General features: G+C 71.5%; 18 protein-coding genes and 1 pseudogene. 7 read left to right on the forward strand and 12 right to left on the reverse strand.

Annotated features, from left to right (window positions below):
* Window positions 1-145: 145 nt before the first annotated feature.
* On the reverse strand, window positions 146-3,247 hold the full coding sequence (gene uvrA / locus ACFW6P_RS22865; RefSeq protein ID WP_386357471.1) for an excinuclease ABC subunit UvrA: 3,102 nt from the start codon (window positions 3,245-3,247) through the stop codon (window positions 146-148).
* A gap of 223 nt (window positions 3,248-3,470) precedes the next feature.
* On the opposite strand from uvrA, the gene ACFW6P_RS22870 reads away from it, so the two are divergent.
* Both ACFW6P_RS22870 and ACFW6P_RS22875 read left to right on the forward strand, forming a co-directional pair.
* A complete protein-coding gene (locus ACFW6P_RS22870; protein ID WP_386357473.1) occupies window positions 3,471-4,160 on the forward strand; it encodes a maleylpyruvate isomerase family mycothiol-dependent enzyme in 690 nt (229 codons plus the stop codon).
* Window positions 4,161-4,221: 61 nt separating this feature from the next.
* Window positions 4,222-4,878: an MBL fold metallo-hydrolase gene (locus ACFW6P_RS22875; RefSeq protein WP_386357475.1), complete on the forward strand. Its 657-nt coding sequence runs from the start codon at window positions 4,222-4,224 to the stop codon at window positions 4,876-4,878.
* Window positions 4,879-5,182: 304 nt separating this feature from the next.
* Here the strand turns inward: ACFW6P_RS22875 and aroQ are convergent, their stop codons facing one another.
* The 7 genes and pseudogenes from aroQ to ACFW6P_RS22910 form a co-directional block, all read right to left on the reverse strand.
* Complete coding sequence (gene aroQ / locus ACFW6P_RS22880; protein WP_386357477.1) at window positions 5,183-5,656, reverse strand: type II 3-dehydroquinate dehydratase; 474 nt, start codon at window positions 5,654-5,656, stop codon at window positions 5,183-5,185.
* 352 nt (window positions 5,657-6,008) lie between these two features.
* Window positions 6,009-7,112 (reverse strand): annotated as a pseudogene (locus tag ACFW6P_RS22885) (calcium:proton antiporter).
* A 285-nt stretch (window positions 7,113-7,397) separates the two neighbouring features.
* Entirely contained in the window at window positions 7,398-8,399 is a 1,002-nt protein-coding gene (locus ACFW6P_RS22890) for a TerC family protein (RefSeq protein ID WP_386357479.1), read from the reverse strand.
* Between the two features lie 222 nt (window positions 8,400-8,621).
* Window positions 8,622-10,640: a TerD family protein gene (locus tag ACFW6P_RS22895; protein WP_386357481.1), complete on the reverse strand. Its 2,019-nt coding sequence runs from the start codon at window positions 10,638-10,640 to the stop codon at window positions 8,622-8,624.
* Window positions 10,641-10,713: 73 nt separating this feature from the next.
* Window positions 10,714-11,292 carry a TerD family protein gene (locus ACFW6P_RS22900; RefSeq protein ID WP_386357483.1) on the reverse strand — a complete coding sequence of 193 codons (579 nt, stop codon included), beginning with the start codon at window positions 11,290-11,292 and terminating at the stop codon, window positions 10,714-10,716.
* 139 nt (window positions 11,293-11,431) lie between these two features.
* Window positions 11,432-13,570: an excinuclease ABC subunit UvrB gene (uvrB, locus tag ACFW6P_RS22905; protein WP_386357484.1), complete on the reverse strand. Its 2,139-nt coding sequence runs from the start codon at window positions 13,568-13,570 to the stop codon at window positions 11,432-11,434.
* A 40-nt stretch (window positions 13,571-13,610) separates the two neighbouring features.
* Window positions 13,611-14,483, reverse strand: a complete 873-nt coding sequence (locus tag ACFW6P_RS22910; RefSeq protein ID WP_386357486.1) for an MHYT domain-containing protein — start codon at window positions 14,481-14,483, stop codon at window positions 13,611-13,613.
* A 291-nt stretch (window positions 14,484-14,774) separates the two neighbouring features.
* Here ACFW6P_RS22910 and ACFW6P_RS22915 point away from each other — a divergent pair, with 291 nt between their 5' ends.
* Window positions 14,775-15,653 carry a glycerophosphodiester phosphodiesterase gene (locus ACFW6P_RS22915; RefSeq protein WP_386424530.1) on the forward strand — a complete coding sequence of 293 codons (879 nt, stop codon included), beginning with the start codon at window positions 14,775-14,777 and terminating at the stop codon, window positions 15,651-15,653.
* A gap of 52 nt (window positions 15,654-15,705) precedes the next feature.
* Entirely contained in the window at window positions 15,706-16,260 is a 555-nt protein-coding gene (locus tag ACFW6P_RS22920; protein WP_386357489.1) for a methylated-DNA--[protein]-cysteine S-methyltransferase, read from the forward strand.
* Between the two features lie 13 nt (window positions 16,261-16,273).
* On the opposite strand, the gene ACFW6P_RS22925 is transcribed toward ACFW6P_RS22920, so the two are convergent.
* Window positions 16,274-16,699 (reverse strand): VOC family protein, encoded by a 426-nt coding sequence (locus ACFW6P_RS22925; RefSeq protein WP_386357490.1) that lies wholly within the window; start codon window positions 16,697-16,699, stop codon window positions 16,274-16,276.
* A 109-nt stretch (window positions 16,700-16,808) separates the two neighbouring features.
* Between ACFW6P_RS22925 and ACFW6P_RS22930 the strand changes: the two genes are divergently transcribed.
* Both ACFW6P_RS22930 and ACFW6P_RS22935 read left to right on the forward strand, forming a co-directional pair.
* Entirely contained in the window at window positions 16,809-17,714 is a 906-nt protein-coding gene (locus ACFW6P_RS22930; RefSeq protein ID WP_386357542.1) for a pseudouridine-5'-phosphate glycosidase, read from the forward strand.
* Window positions 17,711-18,652 carry a carbohydrate kinase family protein gene (locus ACFW6P_RS22935; RefSeq protein ID WP_386357492.1) on the forward strand — a complete coding sequence of 314 codons (942 nt, stop codon included), beginning with the start codon at window positions 17,711-17,713 and terminating at the stop codon, window positions 18,650-18,652. Before ACFW6P_RS22930 ends, ACFW6P_RS22935 begins: the two co-directional genes overlap by 4 nt.
* A gap of 30 nt (window positions 18,653-18,682) precedes the next feature.
* Here the strand turns inward: ACFW6P_RS22935 and ACFW6P_RS22940 are convergent, their stop codons facing one another.
* Complete coding sequence (locus ACFW6P_RS22940) at window positions 18,683-19,477, reverse strand: methyltransferase domain-containing protein (RefSeq protein ID WP_386357493.1); 795 nt, start codon at window positions 19,475-19,477, stop codon at window positions 18,683-18,685.
* A 288-nt stretch (window positions 19,478-19,765) separates the two neighbouring features.
* Here ACFW6P_RS22940 and corA point away from each other — a divergent pair, with 288 nt between their 5' ends.
* Window positions 19,766-20,893 carry a magnesium/cobalt transporter CorA gene (gene corA, locus ACFW6P_RS22945; protein WP_386357495.1) on the forward strand — a complete coding sequence of 376 codons (1,128 nt, stop codon included), beginning with the start codon at window positions 19,766-19,768 and terminating at the stop codon, window positions 20,891-20,893.
* A 46-nt stretch (window positions 20,894-20,939) separates the two neighbouring features.
* On the opposite strand, the gene ACFW6P_RS22950 is transcribed toward corA, so the two are convergent.
* Window positions 20,940-21,368, reverse strand: coding sequence for a CBS domain-containing protein (locus tag ACFW6P_RS22950; protein WP_386357496.1), 429 nt, complete (start codon window positions 21,366-21,368; stop codon window positions 20,940-20,942).
* 245 nt (window positions 21,369-21,613) lie between these two features.
* Window positions 21,614-22,255 (reverse strand): uridine kinase, encoded by a 642-nt coding sequence (locus tag ACFW6P_RS22955; protein WP_386424532.1) that lies wholly within the window; start codon window positions 22,253-22,255, stop codon window positions 21,614-21,616.
* Window positions 22,256-22,281 lie beyond the last annotated feature (26 nt).

Here is a 22,281-nt window from a genome sequence, read left to right on the forward strand (position 1 = left end):
GGCGAGGAGCACCCGGCCCGGAGGGCGACATGCGCCGTGCCCCGCAGGAGATGTCCTGCGGGGCACGGCGCACAGAGCCCGGCGCGTGGGGCCGGTGTCCGTGACGGTCCGGGACTCGCGCGCCGGGCGGGAGCAGCCGGAGCCGTCAGCCCTTGGCCGTCCCCGTCGTCTTCTTCGCGGCGGTCTTGGCCGCCTTGGCGGCCTTGGCGGTCTTGGCGGTCTTGGCGGCCTTGGCGGTCTTGGCGGTCTTGGCGGTCTTGGCCGTCTTCGTGGCCGCCGTCTTCTTGGTGGCGGTGCCGCCGACCCTCTTGGTGGCGGTCCTCTTCGTCGCCGTGGCCTGCGCCGCGACGGTCTTCTGCGCCGCCGCCCTGCGGGGTGCCTTCACCGAGGACGCGTCGCTGACGCGGTCGGCGCCGAGGACCTCCCGCAGGAACTTGCCGGTGTGGCTGGCCGGAACCGCGGCGACCTCCTCGGGCGTGCCCTCGGCGACGACCAGGCCACCGCCGGCGCCGCCCTCGGGGCCCATGTCGACGATCCAGTCGGCGGTCTTGATCACGTCGAGGTTGTGCTCGATGACGATGACCGTGTTGCCCTTGTCGACCAGGCCGGACAGGACCTTCAGCAGCTTGCTGATGTCCTCGAAGTGCAGACCGGTGGTCGGCTCGTCCAGGACGTAGACCGTGCGGCCGGTTGAGCGCTTCTGCAGTTCGCTGGCGAGCTTCACGCGCTGCGCCTCGCCGCCGGACAGGGTGGTCGCGGCCTGGCCGAGGCGGACGTAGCCGAGGCCGACGTCCTTCAGCGTGTTGAGGTGGCGGGCGATCGCGGGGACAGCCCCGAAGAACTCGGTGGCCTCCTCGATCGGCATGTTCAGGACCTCGGCGATGGACTTGCCCTTGTAGTGGACCTCCAGCGTCTCGCGGTTGTAGCGGGCGCCGTGGCAGACCTCGCACGGGACGTAGACGTCCGGGAGGAAGTTCATCTCGATCTTGATCGTGCCGTCGCCCGCGCAGTTCTCGCAGCGGCCGCCCTTGACGTTGAAGGAGAAGCGGCCGGGCAGGTAGCCGCGGACCTTCGCCTCGGTCGTCTCGGCGAACAGCTTGCGGACGTGGTCGAAGACGCCCGTGTACGTGGCCGGGTTGGAGCGCGGGGTGCGGCCGATGGGCGACTGGTCGACGTGCACGACCTTGTCGACGAGGTCGTCGCCGTCCACGCGCGTGTGCCGCCCGGGGACGTTCCTCGCGCCGTTCAGCTCGCGGGCCAGGTGCGTGTACAGGATGTCGTTGACCAGCGTCGACTTGCCGGAGCCGGAGACGCCGGTGACGGCCGTGAACACGCCGAGCGGGAACGAGACGTCGATGTCCTGGAGGTTGTTCTCCCGGGCGCCGTGCACCGTGAGCTGCCGGGACGGGTCCAGCGGGCGCCGGATGTCGGGCAGCGGGATGGCCTTCCTGCCGGACAGGTACTGACCGGTCTGCGACTCGGCGTTGGCCAGGAGCTCCTTCAGGGAGCCGCTGTGCACGACCTTGCCGCCGTGCTCACCGGCGCCGGGGCCGATGTCGACGATCCAGTCGGCGGTCTTGATGGTGTCCTCGTCGTGCTCGACGACGATGAGCGTGTTGCCCATGTCGCGCAGCCGGACCAGGGTCTCGATCAGCCGGTGGTTGTCGCGCTGGTGCAGGCCGATGGACGGCTCGTCGAGGACGTAGAGCACGCCGACGAGGCCGGAGCCGATCTGGGTGGCCAGGCGGATGCGCTGGGCCTCGCCGCCGGAGAGGGTGCCGGCCGCGCGGTTCAGCGAGAGGTAGTCCAGGCCGACGTCGACCAGGAACCGCAGCCGCTCGTTGACCTCCTTCAGCACCCGCTCGGCGATCTTCTTGTCGCGGGCGGTGAGCTTCAGCTCGCCCAGGAAGTCCGCGCAGTCGCTGATGGACATCGCGGAGACCTCGGCGATGGACTTGCCCATGATCGTGACCGCGAGGACGATCGGCTTCAGGCGCGTGCCCTCACAGGTGGGACAGGGCACCTCGCGCATGTAGCCCTCGAAGCGCTCTCGGCTGGAGTCGCTCTCGGCCTCGCTGTGCCGGCGCTTGACGAAGGGTACGGCGCCCTCGAAGGCCGTGGTGTAGCGGCGCTCGCGCCCGTAACGGTTGCGGTAGCGGACCTCGACCTGGGTCTTGTGACCGTGCAGCAGGGCTTTCCTGGCGCGCTGCGGCAGTCCCGCGAAGGGGATGTCCGTGCGGAAGCCCAGTGCGTCGGCGAGGGCGCCGGTCAGGCGGCCGAAGTAGTCCTTGGTGTGACCGTGCGACCAGGGGTGGATCGCGCCTTCGTCGAGGCTCTTGTCCGGGTCGGGGACGATCAGCTCCGGGTCGACCTCCATGCGCGTGCCGATGCCGGTGCACTCCGGGCAGGCGCCGAAGGGCGAGTTGAACGAGAAGGAGCGCGGCTCCAGTTCCTCGAAGGACAGGTCGTCGTACGGGCAGTACAGGTGCTCCGAGAACATGCGCTCGCGCTCGGGGTCGTCCTCGGGGAGGTCGACGAAGTCGAGCACGACCATGCCGCCGGACAGACCGAGGGCGGTCTCGACGGAGTCGGTCAGGCGGCGCTTGGCGCCGTCCTTGACGGTGAGGCGGTCGACGACCACCTCGATGGTGTGCTTCTCCTGCTTCTTCAGCGTGGGCGGGTTCGACAGCTGGATCGTCTCGCCGTCCACGCGCGCACGGGAGTAGCCCTTGGTCTGCAGGTCGGAGAAGAGGTCGACGAACTCGCCCTTGCGCTCGCGCACCAGCGGTGACAGCACCTGGAAGCGGCTGCCCTCGGGCAGCTCCAGGACCCGGTCGACGATGGCCTGCGGCGACTGGCGCGAGATCGGGCGGCGGCACTGGGGGCAGTGCGGCTTGCCGATGCGCGCGAAGAGCAGGCGCAGGTAGTCGTAGACCTCGGTGATCGTGCCGACCGTGGAGCGCGGGTTGCGCGAGGTCGACTTCTGGTCGATGGAGACCGCCGGGGAGAGGCCCTCGATGAAGTCGACGTCCGGCTTGTCCATCTGGCCGAGGAACTGCCGGGCGTACGAGGAGAGGGACTCCACGTAGCGCCGCTGCCCCTCGGCGAAGATGGTGTCGAAGGCCAGCGAGGACTTGCCCGACCCCGACAGGCCCGTGAAGACGATGAGCGAGTCGCGCGGGAGGTCGAGCGAGACGTTCTTGAGGTTGTGCTCGCGCGCTCCACGAACGATGAGACGGTCGGCCACGCCGGTCCGCACCTTTCTTGAGAGAAGTGACAGGGGCAAGGCCCCCGTCTTTCCCAGACTAGGGGGAGCCACTGACAACGCCGGTCGGATTCACGGGTTGCCAACAACCCCCCGGCTCTCCAGCATGCCCGACGCCATGTCCGACCATATAGCACGTGCTTTCGAATAACGGCACTCCTTCACTCCCTTCACCCGAAGGAGTGGCGCGGCTAGGGTCAGCAGCATGATCGATCACGCCCATGACCTGGCCTCTGTGCATGACGCGACGGAACGGCTGCTGACCGCAGTCGGCAGGTTGGACGACGCCGCTGTGACGGAGCCGTCACGGCTGCCCGGCTGGAGCCGCGGCCATGTCCTGGCCCACCTGGCCCGCAACGCGGACGCCCTGCTGAACGTCCTGCAGGAGCGACCCATGTACGTCTCCGCCGAGGCCCGTGACGCCGACATCGAGCGGGACGCCCCCCGCCCGCTCGACGCCCAGCTCGCCGACCTGCGCGAGAGCGCGGCCCGCTTCCAGGAGGCCGGGGACGCCCCCGCGGACTGGTCGCGCACGGTGGAGCTGCGCAACGGGGTCACGGACTCGGCGTCCCGGGTGCCGTTCCGGCGGTGGGTGGAGGTGGAACTGCACCACGTGGACCTGGGGATCGGCTACGAGCTGGAGGACCTGCCGGCGGAGTTCACCGAGCGGGAGATCGACTTCCTGGCCGGTCGTTTCGCCGGTCACCCCGGCGTTCCGCACACGCGGGTCTCCGACGGCACGCGCGCGTGGAGCACGGGACGGGAGGCGGGCGACGGCCCCGAGGTGACCGTCACCGGCGCCCCGGCGGACCTGCTGGGCTGGCTCGCCGGCCGCCGCGACGGATCCGCGCTGTCCGTGGCCGGCGGGCCGCTTCCGTCGCTGCCCCCGCTGTAGGGCCACGGCCGGCCCCTCGGCCGCGGGACCGGGGCCACCCCCCCGCTATAGGCTGGCGACCATGACGTACAGCGGACAGGTGAAGGTCGGCGGGCCTGCCGACGTCCACGAGCTCAAGGACCTGATGATCACCAAGATCGCGGTGGGTCCCATGAACAACAACGCCTATCTGCTGCGCTGCCGGGCCACCGACGAGCAGCTGCTGATCGACGCGGCCGACGATGCGCGGACGCTGCTCGGCATGATCGGTGACGACGGCATCGCGTCCGTCGTCACGACCCACCGGCACGGGGACCACTGGCAGGCGCTGGCCGAGGTCGTGGCGGCCACCGGCGCCCGCACGTACGCGGGGCGGGAGGACGCCGAGGGCATCCCCGTGCCGACCGACGTCATGGTCGACGACGGCGACACGGTCCAGGTGGGGCGCGTGGAGCTCACCGCGCGCCACCTGGCCGGCCACACGCCCGGCTCGATCGCACTCGTGTACGACGACCCGCACGGACATCCCCATGTGTTCACCGGGGACTGCCTCTTCCCCGGGGGCGTGGGCAACACCCATCAGGACCCCAAGGCGTTCGCCCGTCTCATCCACGACGTCGAGACCAAGATCTTCGACGTCCTCCCGGACGAGACGTGGGTCTACCCGGGCCACGGAGACGACACCTCCCTGGGCGCGGAACGCCCGCAGCTGCCCGAGTGGCACGCGCGCGGGTGGTGAAGCGGCGGGTGAGGTGAAGGAGAGCGCCCGCGGCAGTCGTTGACGTACTGCGCCGATCGCACAGGACTGCGCGGTGTGCGCCTCGCGCGAGGGAGGCCGGCGCTCAACCGCGTGCGGACCGGCGCACGCGCCCCGTGTGAATCGTTCGTACACGCCGGTGTCGTACGCGCGCTCCCCTCCCCCGTGATCGCGCGGTGAACTGGGAGCAGCCCCGCACAGGATGACGGCTCCTGAGCGGATGGGCCGCCGGCCAGTCGATCCCCGCCCCTCGGTCGGCGGCCCCGGCGGGGCTACGGACGGCGACTCACGTGTCGGCCCTGCCCGGACCCGCCAGTGCCGCGACCCGCTCCACGCCGAACACGTACCCCTGGACACCGCACCCCGCGATGACGCCGTCGGCCCGCAGCGAGACGTACGAGTGATGCCGGAACGACTCGCGCTGGTGGATGTTGGAGATGTGGACCTCCAACACAGGCATTCCGTCACACGTGTTGAGGGCATCCAGGATGGCGACGGAGGTGTGCGAGTAGGCACCGGGGTTGATCACGATCCCGCAGTGGTTCAGCCGTGCCTCGTGGATCCAGTCGACCAGTTCGCCCTCGTGGTTGGACTGGCGGAAGTCGACCGTACCGCCGTGCGCCGCCGCCGCCTTGGCGCACAGGGCCTGGACGTCGGCGAGGGTGTCGGATCCGTAGATCTCCGGCTGGCGCTGGCCGAGCAGGTTCAGGTTGGGGCCATTGAGGATCATGATCGGGGCGTTGGCCAGGGTGCGGGGCACGGTTCCTCCGGTCCGTCGGGGGCGGGCGGTCCGTGGCGGACCGCCGCTCACAGCCGGTTTATCACGCCGCGCCGGCAGCACACCCGGCCGCGGTCTCCCGGTATGCCGAGCCCGACCACTCCGGTCCACCCTCCCAAGCCGTCCCCCGGTGACCCGTCGCCGTGGTCTCATCTCAGCCGGGGTGCCGGGGCTCTCCCCGCTCCCCTGGGAACTGGGCCTGGAGCGGTTGCGCGAGGAGTTCGGACTGCGGCCGGTCGGGTATCCGACGACACGGGGCCGGTGCCGACAGGGAGTGCCGCGGCGGCGGAGACGGCCTCCGGGTGAGGTGGACGGCATGGCCGGGGTCCGGCACCTACGGGTTGACCGCCAGCTCCGGGTACACCGCGAACAGCACCAGGTGCACGCCGCCCTGCAGTGGCGTGGCCCGGCCCGGCACGACCGTCAGGGAGGCCACCACCACGGTCAGCGCGAGCAACACCACATGGATGGCGCCCAGGCCCAGGACGAGCGGACCGGAGAGAGCCAGAGGGAGGCGAGCGCGACGGCGGAGATGGTCAGGCCGATGCTGGCCATCGCAGAGCCGAGGGCGAGGTTCAGGCCGGTCTGCACACGGTCGCGGCGGGCCGAGCGCAGCGCGGCGATGGTCTCCGGCAGCAGCACCAGCAGGGCGGTGTCACGCCGACGACGGCATGGGCAGCAACCGGCGGCCTTGCTTCCGTTCATGCGCTCGGTGGCGTACAGGGAGCAATAGCCCTCCGGTCGTCCGGCCCCGCCCCTGAAGCCACGCGGGAAACGGCAGCGTCTCCACCCCCGACTCGATGGCGGGTGAGACTCCCCTTGGCGAGTCCGACCACACCGATCGGGGCCAGGCCCAGCAGCCCGAGGCTGATCAGGGCCGTACGGGCGGTCGGCGCCGCGGCGTGCTCGTCGCCGGTGATCACGTCGCCCTGGCGGGTGCCGGCAGGAAGCAGTCCCGGTGCCGCACGGTCTGCATGGCGACGAACAGGCCGTACAGGACCAGCGAGGAGAGAGCCGCGAAGGTCAGCTGGACGGAGGAGAACTGCGGGCCCGGTTTGCTGGTCGTGAACGTCGGCAGGACCAGGCTGAGCGTGGCCGGGGTGGCGACGGTCTCGAGGGCGGCGCCGGTGCCCTCGGGGGTGAAGACGGCGGTGCCGTGCCGCAGTGAGACGACCAGGAGACAGAGACCGAGGATGCCGTTGCAGGTGATCACCACGGCCGCGAGGACGGTGTCGCGAGCCAGGGTCGCGCTCCTGTCCCCGCCGTCGGCCATCAGGGTGACGATGAGGGCGACCTCGATGATCGTGACGGCGACGGCGAGCACGCGGGAGCCGAACGGTTCGCCCACCCGGTGGGCGACGACCTCGGCGTACTGCGCGGCGGCCAGAACGGCTCCCGCGAGCACCAGGGTCGCCACGGCCACGACCGCGCCCGGCAGACCGCGTCCTCAGGTGAGGACCAGCAGCACCACGGCGAGCAGCGGCCCCCGGGGCGTCCACTGCGCCGTGACCGGCCTGCGCCGAGCGCTCATGCTGATCGTCGCAGAGCCGGCGGGGCCGCGCACTCCGGTCCCACCGGACCGCACGCCCCGTGGAGCGGGGCTACGTGAGATCGCGCGCGTCCGTGAGGCCGCAGTGGGTGAAGACCCGATCACCGGGACCGGTGGCCGGCATGCGCCGAGCACCGATCCCGGTGATGGTTCCTGCTGCCTTCGACGCGCGGGTCAGACGTCGATGCTGTCCTTCGGAGCGCTTCCGCTCGGGTCCTGCGCCGCCTCGGCCGCCGCCTGCTTCTTGGAAGCGCGGAGGCTGGTGATGGTGGTGACGATCAGGACGGAGCAGATGACGCCGAGCGAGACCGGAATGCTGATCTCGGGAACGTGCACCCCCGACTCGTGCAAGGCGTGCAGCACGAGCTTCACCCCGATGAAGCCCAGGATGATCGACAGGCCGTAGGAGAGGTGGACCAGCTTCTTCAGCAGACCGCCTATGAGGAAGTACAGCTGCCGCAGACCCATCAGGGCGAACGCGTTGGCCGTGAAGACGATGTACGGGTCCTGGGTCAGGCCGAAGATCGCGGGTATGGAGTCCAGGGCGAACAGTACGTCCGTGGTGCCGATCGCGAGCATCACGACCAGCATCGGGGTCATGACCCGCTTGCCGTTCTCGTGGATCCACAGCTTGGTGCCGTGGTAGCGGTCGGCCACACCGAAGCGGCGCTCGGCGGCCTTGAGCAGCTTGTTCTCCTCGTACTCCTCGTCGTCCTCGTCCGCCCGGGCCTCCTGGATGAGCTTCCAGGCGGTCCAGATCAGGAAGGCGCCGAAGAGGTAGAACACCCAGGAGAAGCTGGCGAGGATCGCCGCGCCGGCCGCGATGAAGATCGCTCGCAGGACCAGGGCGATGAGGACGCCGATCAGCAGCACCCGCTGCTGGTACTGCGAGGGCACCGCGAACTTCGCCATGATCAGGACGAAGACGAACAGGTTGTCGACGCTCAGCGACTTCTCGGTGATGAAGCCCGCGAAGAACTCGCCGGCGGGCTGACCGCCGGCGAAGACGAGCAGGCCGAGCCCGAAGAGTATGGCGAGGACGACCCAGACGACCGTCCAGATCCCGGCTTCCTTGATCGATACGTCGTGGGGCTTGCGGCCGATGAAGAAGTCGACCGCGATCAGAGCGGCGAGACCCACGATCGTCAGGACCCATAGGGTCACGGAAACATCCACTGCGCCTCCGGCAGTCGTCACGGCAAGTGTCAGCGTCGTCGCTGCCGGAGGTCTCTTCCACCCAGGGATGGGCCGACGCCCCGGGATCAGGCCTGATCCGTATTGACGGGAACGCCGCAGCAGACAGGGAGTACTCCCCTCCGTGCCCACCACAGTACCCAATCACCAAGAGAAGGTAAAGTGATTGGCAAAAGAAATATCAAATCCGCTGGTCAGAGGGCTTTAGATGAACTTGGTGCGAGCGGCCGCCACCTGGGCGAGCACCAGTTGGAGCACCTGGCTTCCGGGCGGTACGGGCGACGGCTCGTACGTCCAGGCGTGCCCCACCCACGGGTCGGCGAGGTGGTCGTCGGGCACCGGCGTCAGCCGCAGCAGCGAACGCCACAGCGGGTCGAGGAGGGGACCGTAGGCGGAGGACTCCTCGCGGTCCGCGACCATCATGAGGTGGACGCCGAAGGAGGGGCCCTCGTCGGCGAGGTAGCGCAGCTGGTTAACGGCCCGGTCGTCGAAGCCGTGCGGGAAGTCGTTGACGATCAGCAGCTGCTGGGAGGTGTCGAAGCCGGGGGGCAGGGCGTCGGCTGCCCCGCCCCGGATCGCCATCTGCACCAGGTCGACCCGCTGGGTGAGCCGGGTCAGCACGTCCGTCACCCCGGCGGCCCCGAGCGCGGGCGGAGCCGCGAGCACACCGGTCTGCACCAGCGGCGCCAGCGCCTGCGCGCCCGAACCCGCCGGGTCGATGACGTGGACGGTGAACTCGCCCGCCGGGTAGACGGCCAGCAGCCGGGCCGCGTGCGCGACGGCCGCCTCCATGGCGAGGCGCCCCAGGGCGCGCGCGTCGGCGAACGCGTCGCCGGCGGAGGCGGTGCGTCCGCTGTCGATCCACAGGCCCCGCTCCAGCGGCAGCCGGACCAGCATGGGGATGCGGACCCGGTCGGCCTCGGGGAGGTGGAGGTCGCCCAGGCGCAGGGCCATGGGGATCTCCATCGGCACCCGGTAGGCGTGCCAGACGGGGTTGTCCCAGCGGGCGTAGGCCGGCGGGAGGGCCGGTTCGACGACCTCGGCCTCGGCCGCGAGCTGGGCGAGGTCCCGGTCGAAGGCCTCGCGGGCCTGGGCGACGAGCTGGGCGTGCCGGGCACGGGCCGCCTCGCGGGCGGCGTCGCCCTGTCCGCCGATCCGGCTGCGCGGGTCGGCCAGGACCTGCTCCAGCTCCTTGTCCATGCGGGACTCGGCGAAGTCGACCGCGCTGCGGTACGCGGCCGCGCTGCGGGCGAGGTCCTCGAACATGCCCCACACCTGGTTGTAGAGCCGCTCGTCCATGGACCAGCCGGTCGCGTCGCCCGCGACGGGCTGGGCGGGCTGACCGGGGGCAGCGGGGGGCGCGGTGGGAGGCGGCGGGGGCGGGGCGGCGTTCTGCCGGCGCGGGTGGCTGTAGTCGACCGGGCCGCCGGTGGTGGGCGCGCACTGCGCGGTGACGGCGTCGGGGTCCGGCGCGGAGCCGGGGTACGCCGGTGTCTGCGGGGCCGGTTGTCCCGGTCCGGCCGGGGTGTGACCGCCGTGGGGGGATGTCGGGGGCACCGGGCCGGGCTGGGGCGCGGTGCCGCCCTGGTCCGGGCCGAGGACCGGGGCCGCGGCCTGCCGGGAGCGGTCGCCGTCCGCCGTGCGCGGCGGAGGCGCCTGCACCGAGCGGGCGAGCCCCCGGGCGACGGCGTCGTGGATGCTGCCGGCGAGCTGCCCGGCCTCGGGCAGGCCCTGGTCGGCGAAGAGCTCGGCGAGGCCGCCGGCGTAGCCCTGTCCGACGGCGCGCACCTTCCAGGCGCCCTGCCGGCGGTAGAGCTCCAGGGCGACGACGGCCGACTCGGCGTCCAGGCCCGTGAGGGTGTAGCTGACGAGCTCGCCGCCTTCGAGCCCGGTGACGGCGGTGAAGGGGGCGGCCACGGACCCGAAACGGACCGGGCCCGCCCCGCCGCCGGGCAGGGCGAGCAGCACACTGACCCGGTGGACGGCCTCCGGCATGGCGTCCAGGTCCACCGCGAGCCGGTGGTCGGCGGCGGCCTGCCGGGAGACCTCGAGACCGGGCTGGGTGGGCGCGCCCGGGTGGGCCACCCACTCCACGCCCTGAATCCGGCCGTTCTCGTCGCTCAGCGCGGCCGCCGCCACGAGGGGTGTGCCGGCCGAGACCCGGATCTCGAGACGGGCCTGGGAGAGCGGGTGGTTCTGCCCCCGCACCAGCTCGGCCGTCATCGCCTTCGTCCCCCTGTGTCGTTGTGTGGTGTCGTGTGCCGCTCGCCGGCGCCCCGGATCCGGGACCGTGATCTCAGAGGACCGGCAGGATGGCGGGCATCAGGTCCTGGAAGGTACGGCCGTTGGCCGGGTTGCCCAGGGCCGTCATGGTCCAGCCCGGGCCCGAGCGGTGCACCTTCGCCATGATCTGGGCCGTGTACTGGCCGCCGCCGGCGAGCGTGTACCGGGCGAGCTCCTGGCCGTTGGTCTCGTCGACCAGACGGCAGAACGCGTCCTGCACCTCCTGGAACGTCTGGCCCGTGAAGGAGTTCACGGTGAAGACGATCTGGTCGATGTGGACCGGGACGCGCGCGAGGTCGACGAGGATCGCCTCGTCGTCGCCGCCCTGGCCGACACCGCCGACGAGGTTGTCACCGGTGTGGCGCACGGAGCCGTCGTCGCTCACCAGGTGGCGGAAGAAGACGACGTCGACCGGCTGCTTGTCCGCGAAGAGGACGGCGGAGGCGTCGAGGTCGATCTCCCGCGTGCGCGAGCCGAACAGGCCTCGCCGGGGAGCCGCCTGCCAGCCGAGACCCATGCGTACCGCGGTCAGGCTGCCTCCGTCGTTCTTCTGCAGACTGATGGCCTGACCCTTGGTCATGTTGACGGTCACGCGCTGATTCCCCTCTCGAACGTCCCCTGTTGCCGCGCAGTCGCGGTTGACCAGCACCTTACGCAGGGGCACTGACAGCGACGTACCCCGGTCCGCACTTTGTGTCGGTCTTGCAACACTGCGCGTGCGCGGTGGGCCGTCAGGCCAGGCCGGCCTCCTTCATCTGGCGCAGTTCCTTCTTCATCTCGGAGACCTCGTCGCGCAGCCGGGCCGCGATCTCGAACTGGAGCTCCGCGGCGGCGGCCCGCATGCGCGCGGTGAGTTCCTCGATCTGACCGGCGAGTTCGGCCGCGGGGCGGTCGGTGGGGATCGCCTCCTTGGCCTTGCCCTTGGCCGGCTTGGTGCCCTCGCCCGCCCTGCCGAGGGAGGGGACGGGCGCCTTGGTGCCGCCGCCGTCCTTGCGGGACTTGCGGTACCCCGAGCCGAGCAGCTGCTCCGTGTCGACGTCCTCGCGCGCGATCTGGGCGACGATGTCGTTGATCTTCTTGCGCAGTGGCTGGGGATCGATGCCCTGCTCCTTGTTGTACGCGTTCTGCTTCTCCCGGCGGCGGTTGGTCTCGTCGATGGCCTTGGCCATGGCCGGGGTGATCTTGTCGGCGTACATGTGGACCTGGCCGGAGACGTTGCGCGCCGCGCGGCCGATGGTCTGGATCAGGGAGGTACCCGAGCGCAGGAAGCCCTCCTTGTCGGCGTCCAGGATCGCCACGAGGGACACCTCGGGCAGGTCGAGGCCCTCGCGGAGGAGGTTGATGCCGACGAGGACGTCGTACTCGCCCGCGCGCAGCTCGCGCAGCAGTTCGACGCGGCGCAGTGTGTCGACGTCGCTGTGCAGATAACGCACCTGGATGCCCAGCTCCAGGAAGTAGTCCGTGAGGTCCTCGGCCATCTTCTTGGTGAGCGTGGTGACCAGGACGCGCTCGTCCTTCTCCGTGCGCTGCCGGATCTCGTGCACCAGGTCGTCGATCTGGCCCTCGGTGGGCTTGACGACGACTTCCGGGTCGACGAGGCCGGTCGGGCGGATGATCTGCTCGACGACACCGTCGGAACGGGAGAGCTCGTAGGTGCCCGGGGTCGCCGACAGGTAGACCGTCTGGCCGGTGCGCTCCTGGAACTCCTCCCACTTCAGGGGCCGGTTGTCCAGGGCGGAGGGCAGGCGGAAGCCGTGGTCGACGAGGGTGCGCTTGCGGGAGGCGTCACCCTCGTACATGGCGCCGATCTGCGGGACGGTGACGTGCGACTCGTCGATGACGAGGAGGAAGTCGTCGGGGAAGTAGTCGAGCAGGGTGTTCGGCGGGGAGCCGGGGAGCCGGCCGTCGAAGTGCATCGAGTAGTTCTCCACACCGGAGCAGGTGCCGATCTGGCGGAGCATCTCGATGTCGTACGTCGTGCGCATCCTCAGGCGCTGGGCCTCCAGGAGCTTGCCCTGCCTCTCCAGCTCCGCCAGGCGCTCGCCCAGCTCCTTCTCGATGTCGTTGACGGCCCGCTCCATGCGCTCGGGACCCGCGACGTAGTGGGAGGCGGGGAAGACGTAGAGCTGCTGGTCGTCGCTGATGATCTCGCCGGTGAGCGGGTGCAGCGTGGAGAGCGCCTCGATCTCGTCGCCGAACATCTCGATGCGCACGGCGAGCTCCTCGTAGACCGGGAAGATCTCGATGGTGTCGCCGCGGACGCGGAAGGTGCCGCGGGTGAACGCCATGTCGTTGCGCGTGTACTGGATGTCCACGAAGCGGCGCAGCAGCCCGTCGCGGTCGACCTCCTCGCCGACCCGGAGCGGGACCATGCGGTCCACGTACTCCTGCGGGGTGCCCAGGCCGTAGATGCAGGAGACCGAGGCGACCACGACGACATCGCGGCGGGTGAGCAGCGAGTTGGTCGCGGAGTGGCGCAGGCGCTCGACCTCCTCGTTGATCGAGGAGTCCTTCTCGATGTAGGTGTCCGACTGCGGGACGTAGGCCTCGGGCTGGTAGTAGTCGTAGTACGAGACGAAGTACTCGACGGCGTTGTTCGGGAGCAGCTCGCGGAACTCGTTCGCCAGCTGGGCGGCCAGTGTCTTGTTCGGCGCCATGACGAGCGTGGGGCGCTGGAGCTTCTCGATCATCCACGCGGTGGTGGCCGACTTTCCGGTGCCGGTCGCGCCGAGCAGGACGACGTCCTTCTCGCCGGCCTGGATGCGCCGGGCGAGGTCGGCGATGGCGGTCGGCTGGTCGCCGTTGGGCTGGTAGGGGCTGACGACCTCGAAGGGCGCCACCGAGCGTTCGATCTGGGAAACGGGCCGCATGGGTTCCACCGTACGACTCCGCACTGACAACCGGCTCCGGTCAGCGGTTCTGCGGGGTGCGCGAGCGCCGCTGCGCCGCAGGGGCGCCGGGGCGGGTCCGCAGGCGGTGCGGGTGGTGGTGGACGGCGGTGTGGCTGCGGGCGGGGATGCCGGGCCGGGGTTCGACGGGGGTGACGGCGGGCTTGCCCATGACCATCAGCGGGTCGAACATCACCACCACGCCCGCGAGCAGCAGGAAGGCGAGCGGCCCGATCAGCATCGGGGCGAGCAGCGACGCGGGCGAGACGCCCGAGGTGGGCTCGGCGGGGCCGTGCACGTGGACGCTGAGGGCGGCCATGCCGGTGTAGTGCATGCCGCTGACGGCGAGTCCCATGACGAGGCCGGCGCCCACGCTCCAGAGGAATCCCCGGACCTGTCCGGCCGCCCACAGGGCGGCGGTGGCGGCGCACATGGCGATCACGACGGAGGTGGCGACGGTGAGGGTGTTGTACTCCAGCTGCCCGTCGAGGCTCATGCTGGCCATGCCGAGGTAGTGCATGGACGCGATGCCCAGGCCCGTGAGGGTGCCCCCGGTGAACAGGGCCGTTCCCCTGGCTCCCTTGTAGCCGACGATGAAGATCCCGACGCCGACCATCACGATCGCCACGGCCAGGCTTGCGAAGGTCATCCAGCCGTCGTAGTGGATCGGTGCGCCCTGGACGGTGAACCCCATCATCGCGACGAAGTGCATGGTCCATATCCCGGAGCCGATCGCGGCCGAGCCCAGGGCGAGCCAGCCGGGGCGCCAGGACTGGGCCACGAGCATGGATCTGGTGGTGCAGCGCAGCCCCAGGGCCCCGCCGAGGCAGGCCATGAAGTAGGCCACGAGGGGTGTGACCAGGCCGTAGCTGAATCCGTCGACCGTGCCTTGCATGCGCGGCTGCCCTTCCCGCCCTGTGCGTCCCGGAATTTCTGATGTGCGCCCCCTCCCAGGACCGCGGGAGCGGTCAGGGTTGACGCAGAGAGTATGACTCCCACCGCAATGGTCGAACGACCCTCCGGCAAAGAAACACGGCCCCGCCCCAGTTGTGCGCTCCCCGTGAGGGGAGTTGGGCCGCTTCCGTTCAGCGTGCGGCCATCCCGTACCCCTTGAATGTTGACCCTCTGCTGTCACAGTGGAGCTGTCCGTGAGGACGCCGCTGACCGTTCGACGCGAGGAGTACGCATGCACGCGCGCGCCGTTGCCGCCTCGACCACCGCGCTCCTGGGGACCGCCGCCCTCCTCTTCCCGATCTCCCCGGCGCGGGCGACCGCCGCCGCAGACGGCTCGGCGCCGCTGGTCATCGCGCACCGCGGTGCCTCCGCGTACGCGCCCGAGAACACCCTGGCCGCCGTGGACGCGGCGGCGGAGCTGGGCATCCGCTGGGTGGAGAACGACGTGCAGCGGACCCGGGACGGCGAGCTGGTCGTGCTCCACGACGACAGTCTGCGGCGCACCACCGACGCCGAGGAGGTCTTCCCCGACCGGGCCCCCTGGAAGGTGGGGGATTTCACCGCCGCCGAGATCGCCCGCCTGGACGCGGGCAGCTGGTTCGGTCCTGCGTACGAGGGCGCGCGCGTGCCGACGCTGGAGCAGTTCCTGCACCGCGTCGATCACCACCACCAGAAGCTCCTGCTGGAGATCAAGAACCCGGAGCTGTATCCGGGCATCGAGCGGCAGACGCTGAAGGTCCTCGGCAACGAGGGCTGGCTGGACCGGCCGCACCGGGCGGGCCGGCTGATCGTGCAGAGCTTCAGCGCGGACAGTGTGCGCACGGTGCACGAGCTGAAGCCGGGCGTGAAGACGGGCCTGCTGGGCACGCCGCCGGTGGCGGACGTGCCGGCGCACGCCGGGTACGCCGATCAGATCAATACCTCCCACCGTTCGCTCAGCCTGGCGTACGTCGCGTCCGTCCAGGCGTTCACCGGACCGCACGGCAGGCCGCTGGAGGTCTTCGCCTGGACGGTCGACGACGCGGAGACCGCCCGCCGGGTCACCGGGTACGGCGTCGACGGCGTCATCAGCAACCGGCCGGACGTGGTCCGGGAGGCCGTGGGCCGGTGAGGGGCCGTCCGGCCGCGACGGCGTTGTCAGTGGCGGGCCGTACGGTGGTCACATGGACAGTCACGGGAAGGACGGCGGGCGGGTCGTGTGGGCCGTCGTGGGGACGGCTGTCGGTCCGCTGCTGCTGGCCGCCACCCGGGACGGCCTGGTCAACGTGGTGTTCCACGCGACGGACGCGGTGCGGCAGCGGGCGGTCGAGCGGCTGGCGTCGCGGTTCGGCGCCGAGCCCGTCGAGGCGCCCGGCTCGCCGCTGCTGGCCGAGGCGATACGTCAGTTCGAGGCGTACTTCGCGGGTGAGCAGCGGGATTTCGGCCTGCCGCTGGACTGGTCGCTGATCTCCGGCTTCCACCGGGAGGTCCTGCGCGAGCTGGCCGAGGGCGTGCCGTACGGCTCGGTCGTCGGGTACGGCGAGCTGGCCGGGCGGGTCGGCCAGCCGGGCGCCGCGCAGGCCGTGGGCATGGCGATGGGCGCCAATCCGCTGCCGGTGGTGGTGCCCTGTCACCGGGTCGTCGAGAGCGGCGGTGGCATCGGCGGCTTCGGCGGCGGCCTGGAGACGAAGCGGAGGCTGCTCGCCCTGGAGGGGGTGCTTCCCGAGCCGCTGTTCTGATCGCCGGGCCCGGTCAGTCGTAGTGCCGCGCCTCGAAGACGTTGCCTTCCGGATCTCGGAAGTAGAAGCTGCGCGTGGCCGGACCGCGGGCTCCGAAGGAGTCCTTCGCAAGATCCGGCACCGGTACGGAGTGGTCCGCCAGGCGGCTGAGCAGCGCGTCGAAGTCATCGCGGGGCAGGGACAGGCAGACGTGGTTCACGGGGTGGCCGGCGCTGGCGGCTGCGCCGGGCAGCATCGTCATGCGTTCCGCGTACGCCTGCGGCATGAGGTCGAGGATGGTCTCGTCGTTGACGCGCACGGAGGGGGACACCTCCCCGGCGGCGAACTCGGCGAGCCTGAGCGGGGCCAGGCCGACCGTCGTCCCGTAGAACTCGGTCGCGGCGACCGGGTCGCGGACCCAGAGGACGACGTGGTCGAGTCGTGGTGCGTTGTCGGTCATGCTCCCAGGCTCACGGCGTCACGGACGGCCCGCAAGGGTTTGGCCGGGTGCGCGGGCCGCCAGGGATGAGGGAAGACCGACCGACCGGCTGACTGGAGGCAGGCCCGTGGTGCTGGTGGTGTCCGAAGAAGTACGGGAGGCGCTCGACGCGCGCCGGCCCGTGGTGGCCCTGGAGTCCACGATCATCGCCCACGGGCTGCCGCGGCCGCGCAACCTCCGGGTGGCGCTGGAGCTCGAGGCAGCCGTGCGGCAGGAGGGGGCGGTGCCCGCGACGATCGCCGTGCTGGACGGACGCCCGCTCGTCGGGCTGGACAAGCAGCAGCTGGAGCGGGTAGCGAACGAGGACGGTATCCGCAAGCTCGGGCACCGCGACCTGCCGCTCGCGGTGGCAGCCGACGCCAGCGGCGCGACCACGGTGTCGGCGACGGCCATGCTGGCGGCGCAGGCGGGCGTACGGGTGTTCGCCACGGGCGGGCTCGGCGGGGTGCACCGGGAGTGGACGGTGACGCAGGACGAGTCGGCCGACCTGGGGCTGCTGGCACGGACGCGGATCACCGTGGTGTGTGCCGGGGTGAAGTCCATCCTGGACGTGCCGGCGACCTTGCAGCGGCTGGAGACGCTGGGGGTCGCGGTGGCCGGGTACCGCACCGGCCGGTTCCCCGGCTTCTATCTGTCCGACTCGGGCCATCCGGTGGACTGGACGCTCGGGACGCCGGAGCAGGTGGCGGGCGTGATGCGGGCCCAGGACGCGCTCGCCGGACCGGAGTCGGCGCTGATCGTCGCCAACCCCGTGCCCGAGGCGGAGCAGCTCGATCCCGAGCTGCACGCGCGCGTGCTCGCGGACGCGCTGCGGGCGTGCGAGGCGGAGGGGATCACCGGCCAGCAGGTGACGCCGTTCCTGCTCGACCACCTGGTGCGGCACACCGACGGGGCCTCGCTGAGCGCCAACCTTGCGGCCGTCCGGGGCAACGTACGGCTGGCGACGCGGATCGCGGCGGCTTGGGCCCGGGGATGACCGACGCGGCGGGGGGTGGTCCGGCCGGCCCGGCGGGAGGACGGGCGCTGCTCGTCGTCGGGGATGTCGTCACCGATGTCGTCGCACGGCACCGGGGGCCGCTGGCGGCGGGCACGGACACGGCTGCCGCCATCCGGACGGTGCCGGGCGGGGCGGGGGCGAACGTCGCGTGCTGGGCCGCCCACCACGGTGCGGCCGAGGTGCGGTTGCTCGGGCGTGTGGGAGCGGATGCGGCCGTCTGGCACGAGCGGGAGCTGACCGCCCACGGAGTGCGTCCGTTGCTCGCCGTCGACGAGGGGGCGCCCACGGGCACGGTGATCTGCCTGGTGGACGAGGACGCTTCGGCGGAGCGGACGTTCCTGACGGACAGCGGCGCGTCGCTGCGGCTCGGGCCCGCCGACTGGTCGGGCACGCTGCTCGACGGGGTCGCACGGCTGCACCTGTCGGGTTATCTGCTGTTCTCGGAGTCGAGTCGCGCCCTGGCGGCGGTGGCCCTGGAAGCGGCACGGGCCCGGGGAGTGCCGGTGAGTCTCGACCCGGCGTCGGCCGGCTTCCTGCGAGTGCTCGGCGCCGAGCGGTTCCTGGCACTCGTGGAGGGCGTGGACGTGCTGCTGCCGAGCCGTGACGAGGCGTGTCTGCTGACGGGGCTGACGGACGCGGCCGAGGCGGCGGCCGAGCTGAGTCTGCGCGTTCCGCTGGTGGTCGCCAAGCAGGGCTGCGAGGGGGCGCTGGTGGCCCGCTCGGGGAAGGTGTGCGCCCGCGTGCCGGCCGCACCGGCCACCGCGCGGGACACCACGGGCGCCGGCGACGCCTTCACGGGGGCGTTCCTCGCCGCGCTGCTCGCGGGCGCCGGGGCGGAGGAGGCCGCTGCGCAGGGCTGCCGGGCGGGAGCGCGGGCGGTGGAGCGGGTGGGCGGCAGACCGCCTCCACCGGGCTGACGTCCGACGTCCCGGGACCGGCCGGTGCCGCTACGGCTTGCGCCCCCACGCCGAGATCATGGGCGCCGTCGTCAGGTCGAGCACGCCGGACGTGACGTTGACGAGGTGCCGGTCGACGTCCTGGGGTGTCGCGAGGCCCGCGCCGACGAGCCGGTCGCGGACCTGACGGATCGTGACGGCCTCCAGGTCCGCGCAGGCCGGTGAGGCGAGGGGGAAGTAGGCTTCGGCCTCGACGCGGGTCAGGCCGGCCTCGCGGAGCAGGCGCGGGAGGGTACGGCCGCAGGGGAGTTCGGCGCCGCGGGCGGCGAGCAGGCTGCGCAGGGCCTGCCGCAGCCGGTTCGCGAGCTGCGGTTCGGGCCCGTACTCGTCGGGGCACGGCAGGGGCTGCAGGCCGGGGTCGGCGTCCTCCACCAGGAGGCGGCCGCCGGGACGCAGGGCCCGGGCCATGGACCGCAACGCCCGCACGCGGTCGGGCACGTGGACGAGGGCGAGACGGGCGTGGACCAGGTCGAAGCCCTCCTCCGGCGGGTCCTGCGCCGCGAGGTCGTGGACGCGCACCTGGACGGGCGCCCGGGTGGCCGGGGCGAGCCGTGCGACGTCGGTGTCGGTCGCGAGGACGCGTCCGGTCGGGCCGACCCTCTTCGCCAGCCAGGACACCACGGAGGTGGCGCCGGCTCCGGCTTCCCAGCACCGCCAGCCGGATGAGACGCCGAGCGCTTCGAGATGCCGGAACGTCGTGGGGTCGAAGAGCGCGGCGAAAGCGCTGAAGTGCTCGGCCGCCTCGGTCTGCCGGTCGTCCAGGAGGTGCCCATCGGTTCGCGTCATGCCGCGATCATCCCATTTGTCACACTTATCGCACCAGCCGGCGTTCCCCCACCGGTGCTCCCGTCGCCTCGCCGATACGGAGAACCGCACGGCGCCGATTCGGAGAACCGCACGGCGCCGACACGCGTCGAACCGTCAGAGCGACGGCGTCGGCACGTCGTTCGTCCACAGCCGGGAACAAAGCGGAACGGTCCCTTTCCACAGGCTCACACGCAGCCCACACGGGCCTGGCAGACTGGCGCGCCAAGGCGCAGGGACGGCGCGAGTGGTCCACGCAAGGAGATCCGGATGTCCATGGCAGGCAATCTGCGGAAGGTCACGAGCCTCGGCGGCGTCGGCGGCCTGCGCAAGGTGGCTCGGCTGGCCCGGCGGCGTCCGCGCGTCGACCTCAGTCACCCGGCACGGTCCCCGCTGGGCTCCTCGGTGGTGAACTGCGTGACGTACCGGGACGGTGTCCGCACCCCCGCGCGCGGCGAGCTGGGGGACGTCGTGGAGCAGGTGCGCACGGACCGGAACGGCTTCGTGTGGCTGGGGCTGCACGAACCGACGGACCAGGAGTTCGCCGGAATCGCCGAGTTGTTCGACCTGCACCCGCTGGCCGTCGAGGACGCCGTCGAGGCCCACCAGCGCCCCAAGCTGGAGCGCTACGGCGAGACGCTCTTCGCGGTCTTCAAGACGGTCTGCTACGTCGAGCACGAGGAACTGACCGCCACCAGCGAGGTGGTGAACACGGGCGAGATCATGCTGTTCGTCGGCCGCGACTTCGTGATCACGGTGCGGCACGGCCGGCACGGCTCCCTGGGCCCGCTGCGCGAGGAGCTGGAGTCCGACCCCCGGCAGCTGGCCAAGGGCCCCTCGGCGGTGCTCCACGCGATCGCGGACCACGTGGTCGACGACTACCTGACCGTCACGGACTCCGTGAACCTCGACATCGACCAGGTCGAGACGGAGGTGTTCGCGGAGACCGGGGCAAGGGTCGACCCGGGCCGCATCTACCAGCTCAAGCGCGAACTGCTCGAACTGAAGCGGGCGGTGGTGCCGCTCAGCCGCCCGCTCGAGGAGCTGGCCACCCGTCCGATCCGGGTGGTCGACCCGGAGATACAGGCGTACTTCCGCGATGTCGCGGACCATCTGCTGCGGGCCAAGGAGCAGATCGCCGCCTTCGACGAACTGCTCAACTCCATCCTGCAGGCCCACCTCGCGCAGGTCACGGTCGCGCAGAACGAGGACATGCGGAAGATCACGGCCTGGGCCGCGATCATCGCGGTGCCCACGATGGTCTGCGGCGTGTACGGAATGAACTTCGACCACATGCCGGAGCTGCACTGGAGGTACGGCTACGGCGTGGTCCTCGCCGTCATATCCGTCGCCTGCGCGGCGCTCTACCGGGTCTTCCGGCGCACCGGCTGGCTGTGACGCGGGCCCTGGCCTGCGGAGGTGTCCCGGCGGGTGGGCAGCGGGGTCAGCCCGAGGAACTCTGGGCGTAGACGCTCTCCGCCCAGGAGGCGATCTGGTCGTCGGCCAGATGCCGGGCGAGGTCGGCTTCGCTGATCATGCCCACCAGGCGCTTGTCCTGGATGACGGGCAGACGGCGGATCTGGTGCTGCCGCATCTCCTGGAGCACCTCGCTGACATCGGCGTCCGCGTCGATCCAGCGGGGCGTGCCCTTGGCCATCTCACCGGCGGTGACCCGGGCGGGGTCATGGCCCGTGGCCACGCAGCCGACGACGATGTCGCGGTCGGTGAGGATGCCGCAGAGCCGTTCGTTCTCGTCGCTGATGGGCAGGGCTCCGACGTTCAGCTCCCGCATGAGCTGGGCGGCGCGGTCGAGGGTCTCGTGGGCTGGGATCCACTGGGCGCCGCGGTGCATGATGTCTCCGGCGGTGGTCATGTGGTACCTCCCGGTGCCGGACGGCCGGCGCGGCGCGGGACGCACCGCTAGTCCCGGCGCTCTTCATTCTCGCCGCGCCAGCGGAGCCCCGCACGCGGAGCCGACCGCCCCACCGGAGCCCCGCACACGGAGCGGATCGCGCCTCCGGGAGCCCGCACACGGAGCAGTGCCCTGACGTCGCCTCCCGGAGGCTCGTCCCACTCCCGGCAGGGGGCCTCCCCCCACTCGCCCCGGCGGCAGTGCGCTCAGCCGCTCCAGGCGGGGTGGCGCGGATCGTCCGCCCGCACCAGCACATCGGCCGTGCCGGCCGGGTCCGTCTCCCGCTCGTAGCGCTCGAATGCCGGGAGGGTCCAGTGCTCGTCCTCGGGTGTGCAGCGGCGCAGAGCGCCGGAGGAGAGGAGGACGTGGACGCTCAGATCGAAAGGGAACCAGCGCCTCAGAAGGAGAGGGCCGTGCATCAACATGAGCCCGCCGGGCGGGAGTCGCACGTAGGGGCTGCGGGTGGCGCGATCGGCGGCCGGGTCCCACAGGTCGGGCAGGACGCGGCCGTCGCCGCCGGCTTCGAGAGGGCCGAACACCTCGCGCCACAGGGCGCCGGTGTCGTACCAGCCGTCGTAGTACGACTCCACGTCCCGGTGGCCGTACTCCAACCGCACGGAGGCGGGGCGCAGGAAGCCCTCCGCACCGACGACCAGCGAGGAGCGGCCACGGACGCGGAGCGCCTCGCAGACCCGGTGGGCCAGGTCTCCCGGGCGGGCGGCCGGCGCGCCGTCGAAGGCGATGCGCGGCCAGGGGCTGCCGTCGGCCGGCTCCAGGTCGAGCAGCCGCTCCGCGAGCAGGTCGCCGAGCCGGTCCCAGGTGATCGCTTCGAGTCTCACAGGGCCCATGATGCGGCAGAGGGCGGCGGGACGTG

Origin of the sequence: Streptomyces sp. NPDC058741 (assembly GCF_042746715.1) — a bacterium.
GTDB lineage: Bacteria > Actinomycetota > Actinomycetes > Streptomycetales > Streptomycetaceae > Streptomyces.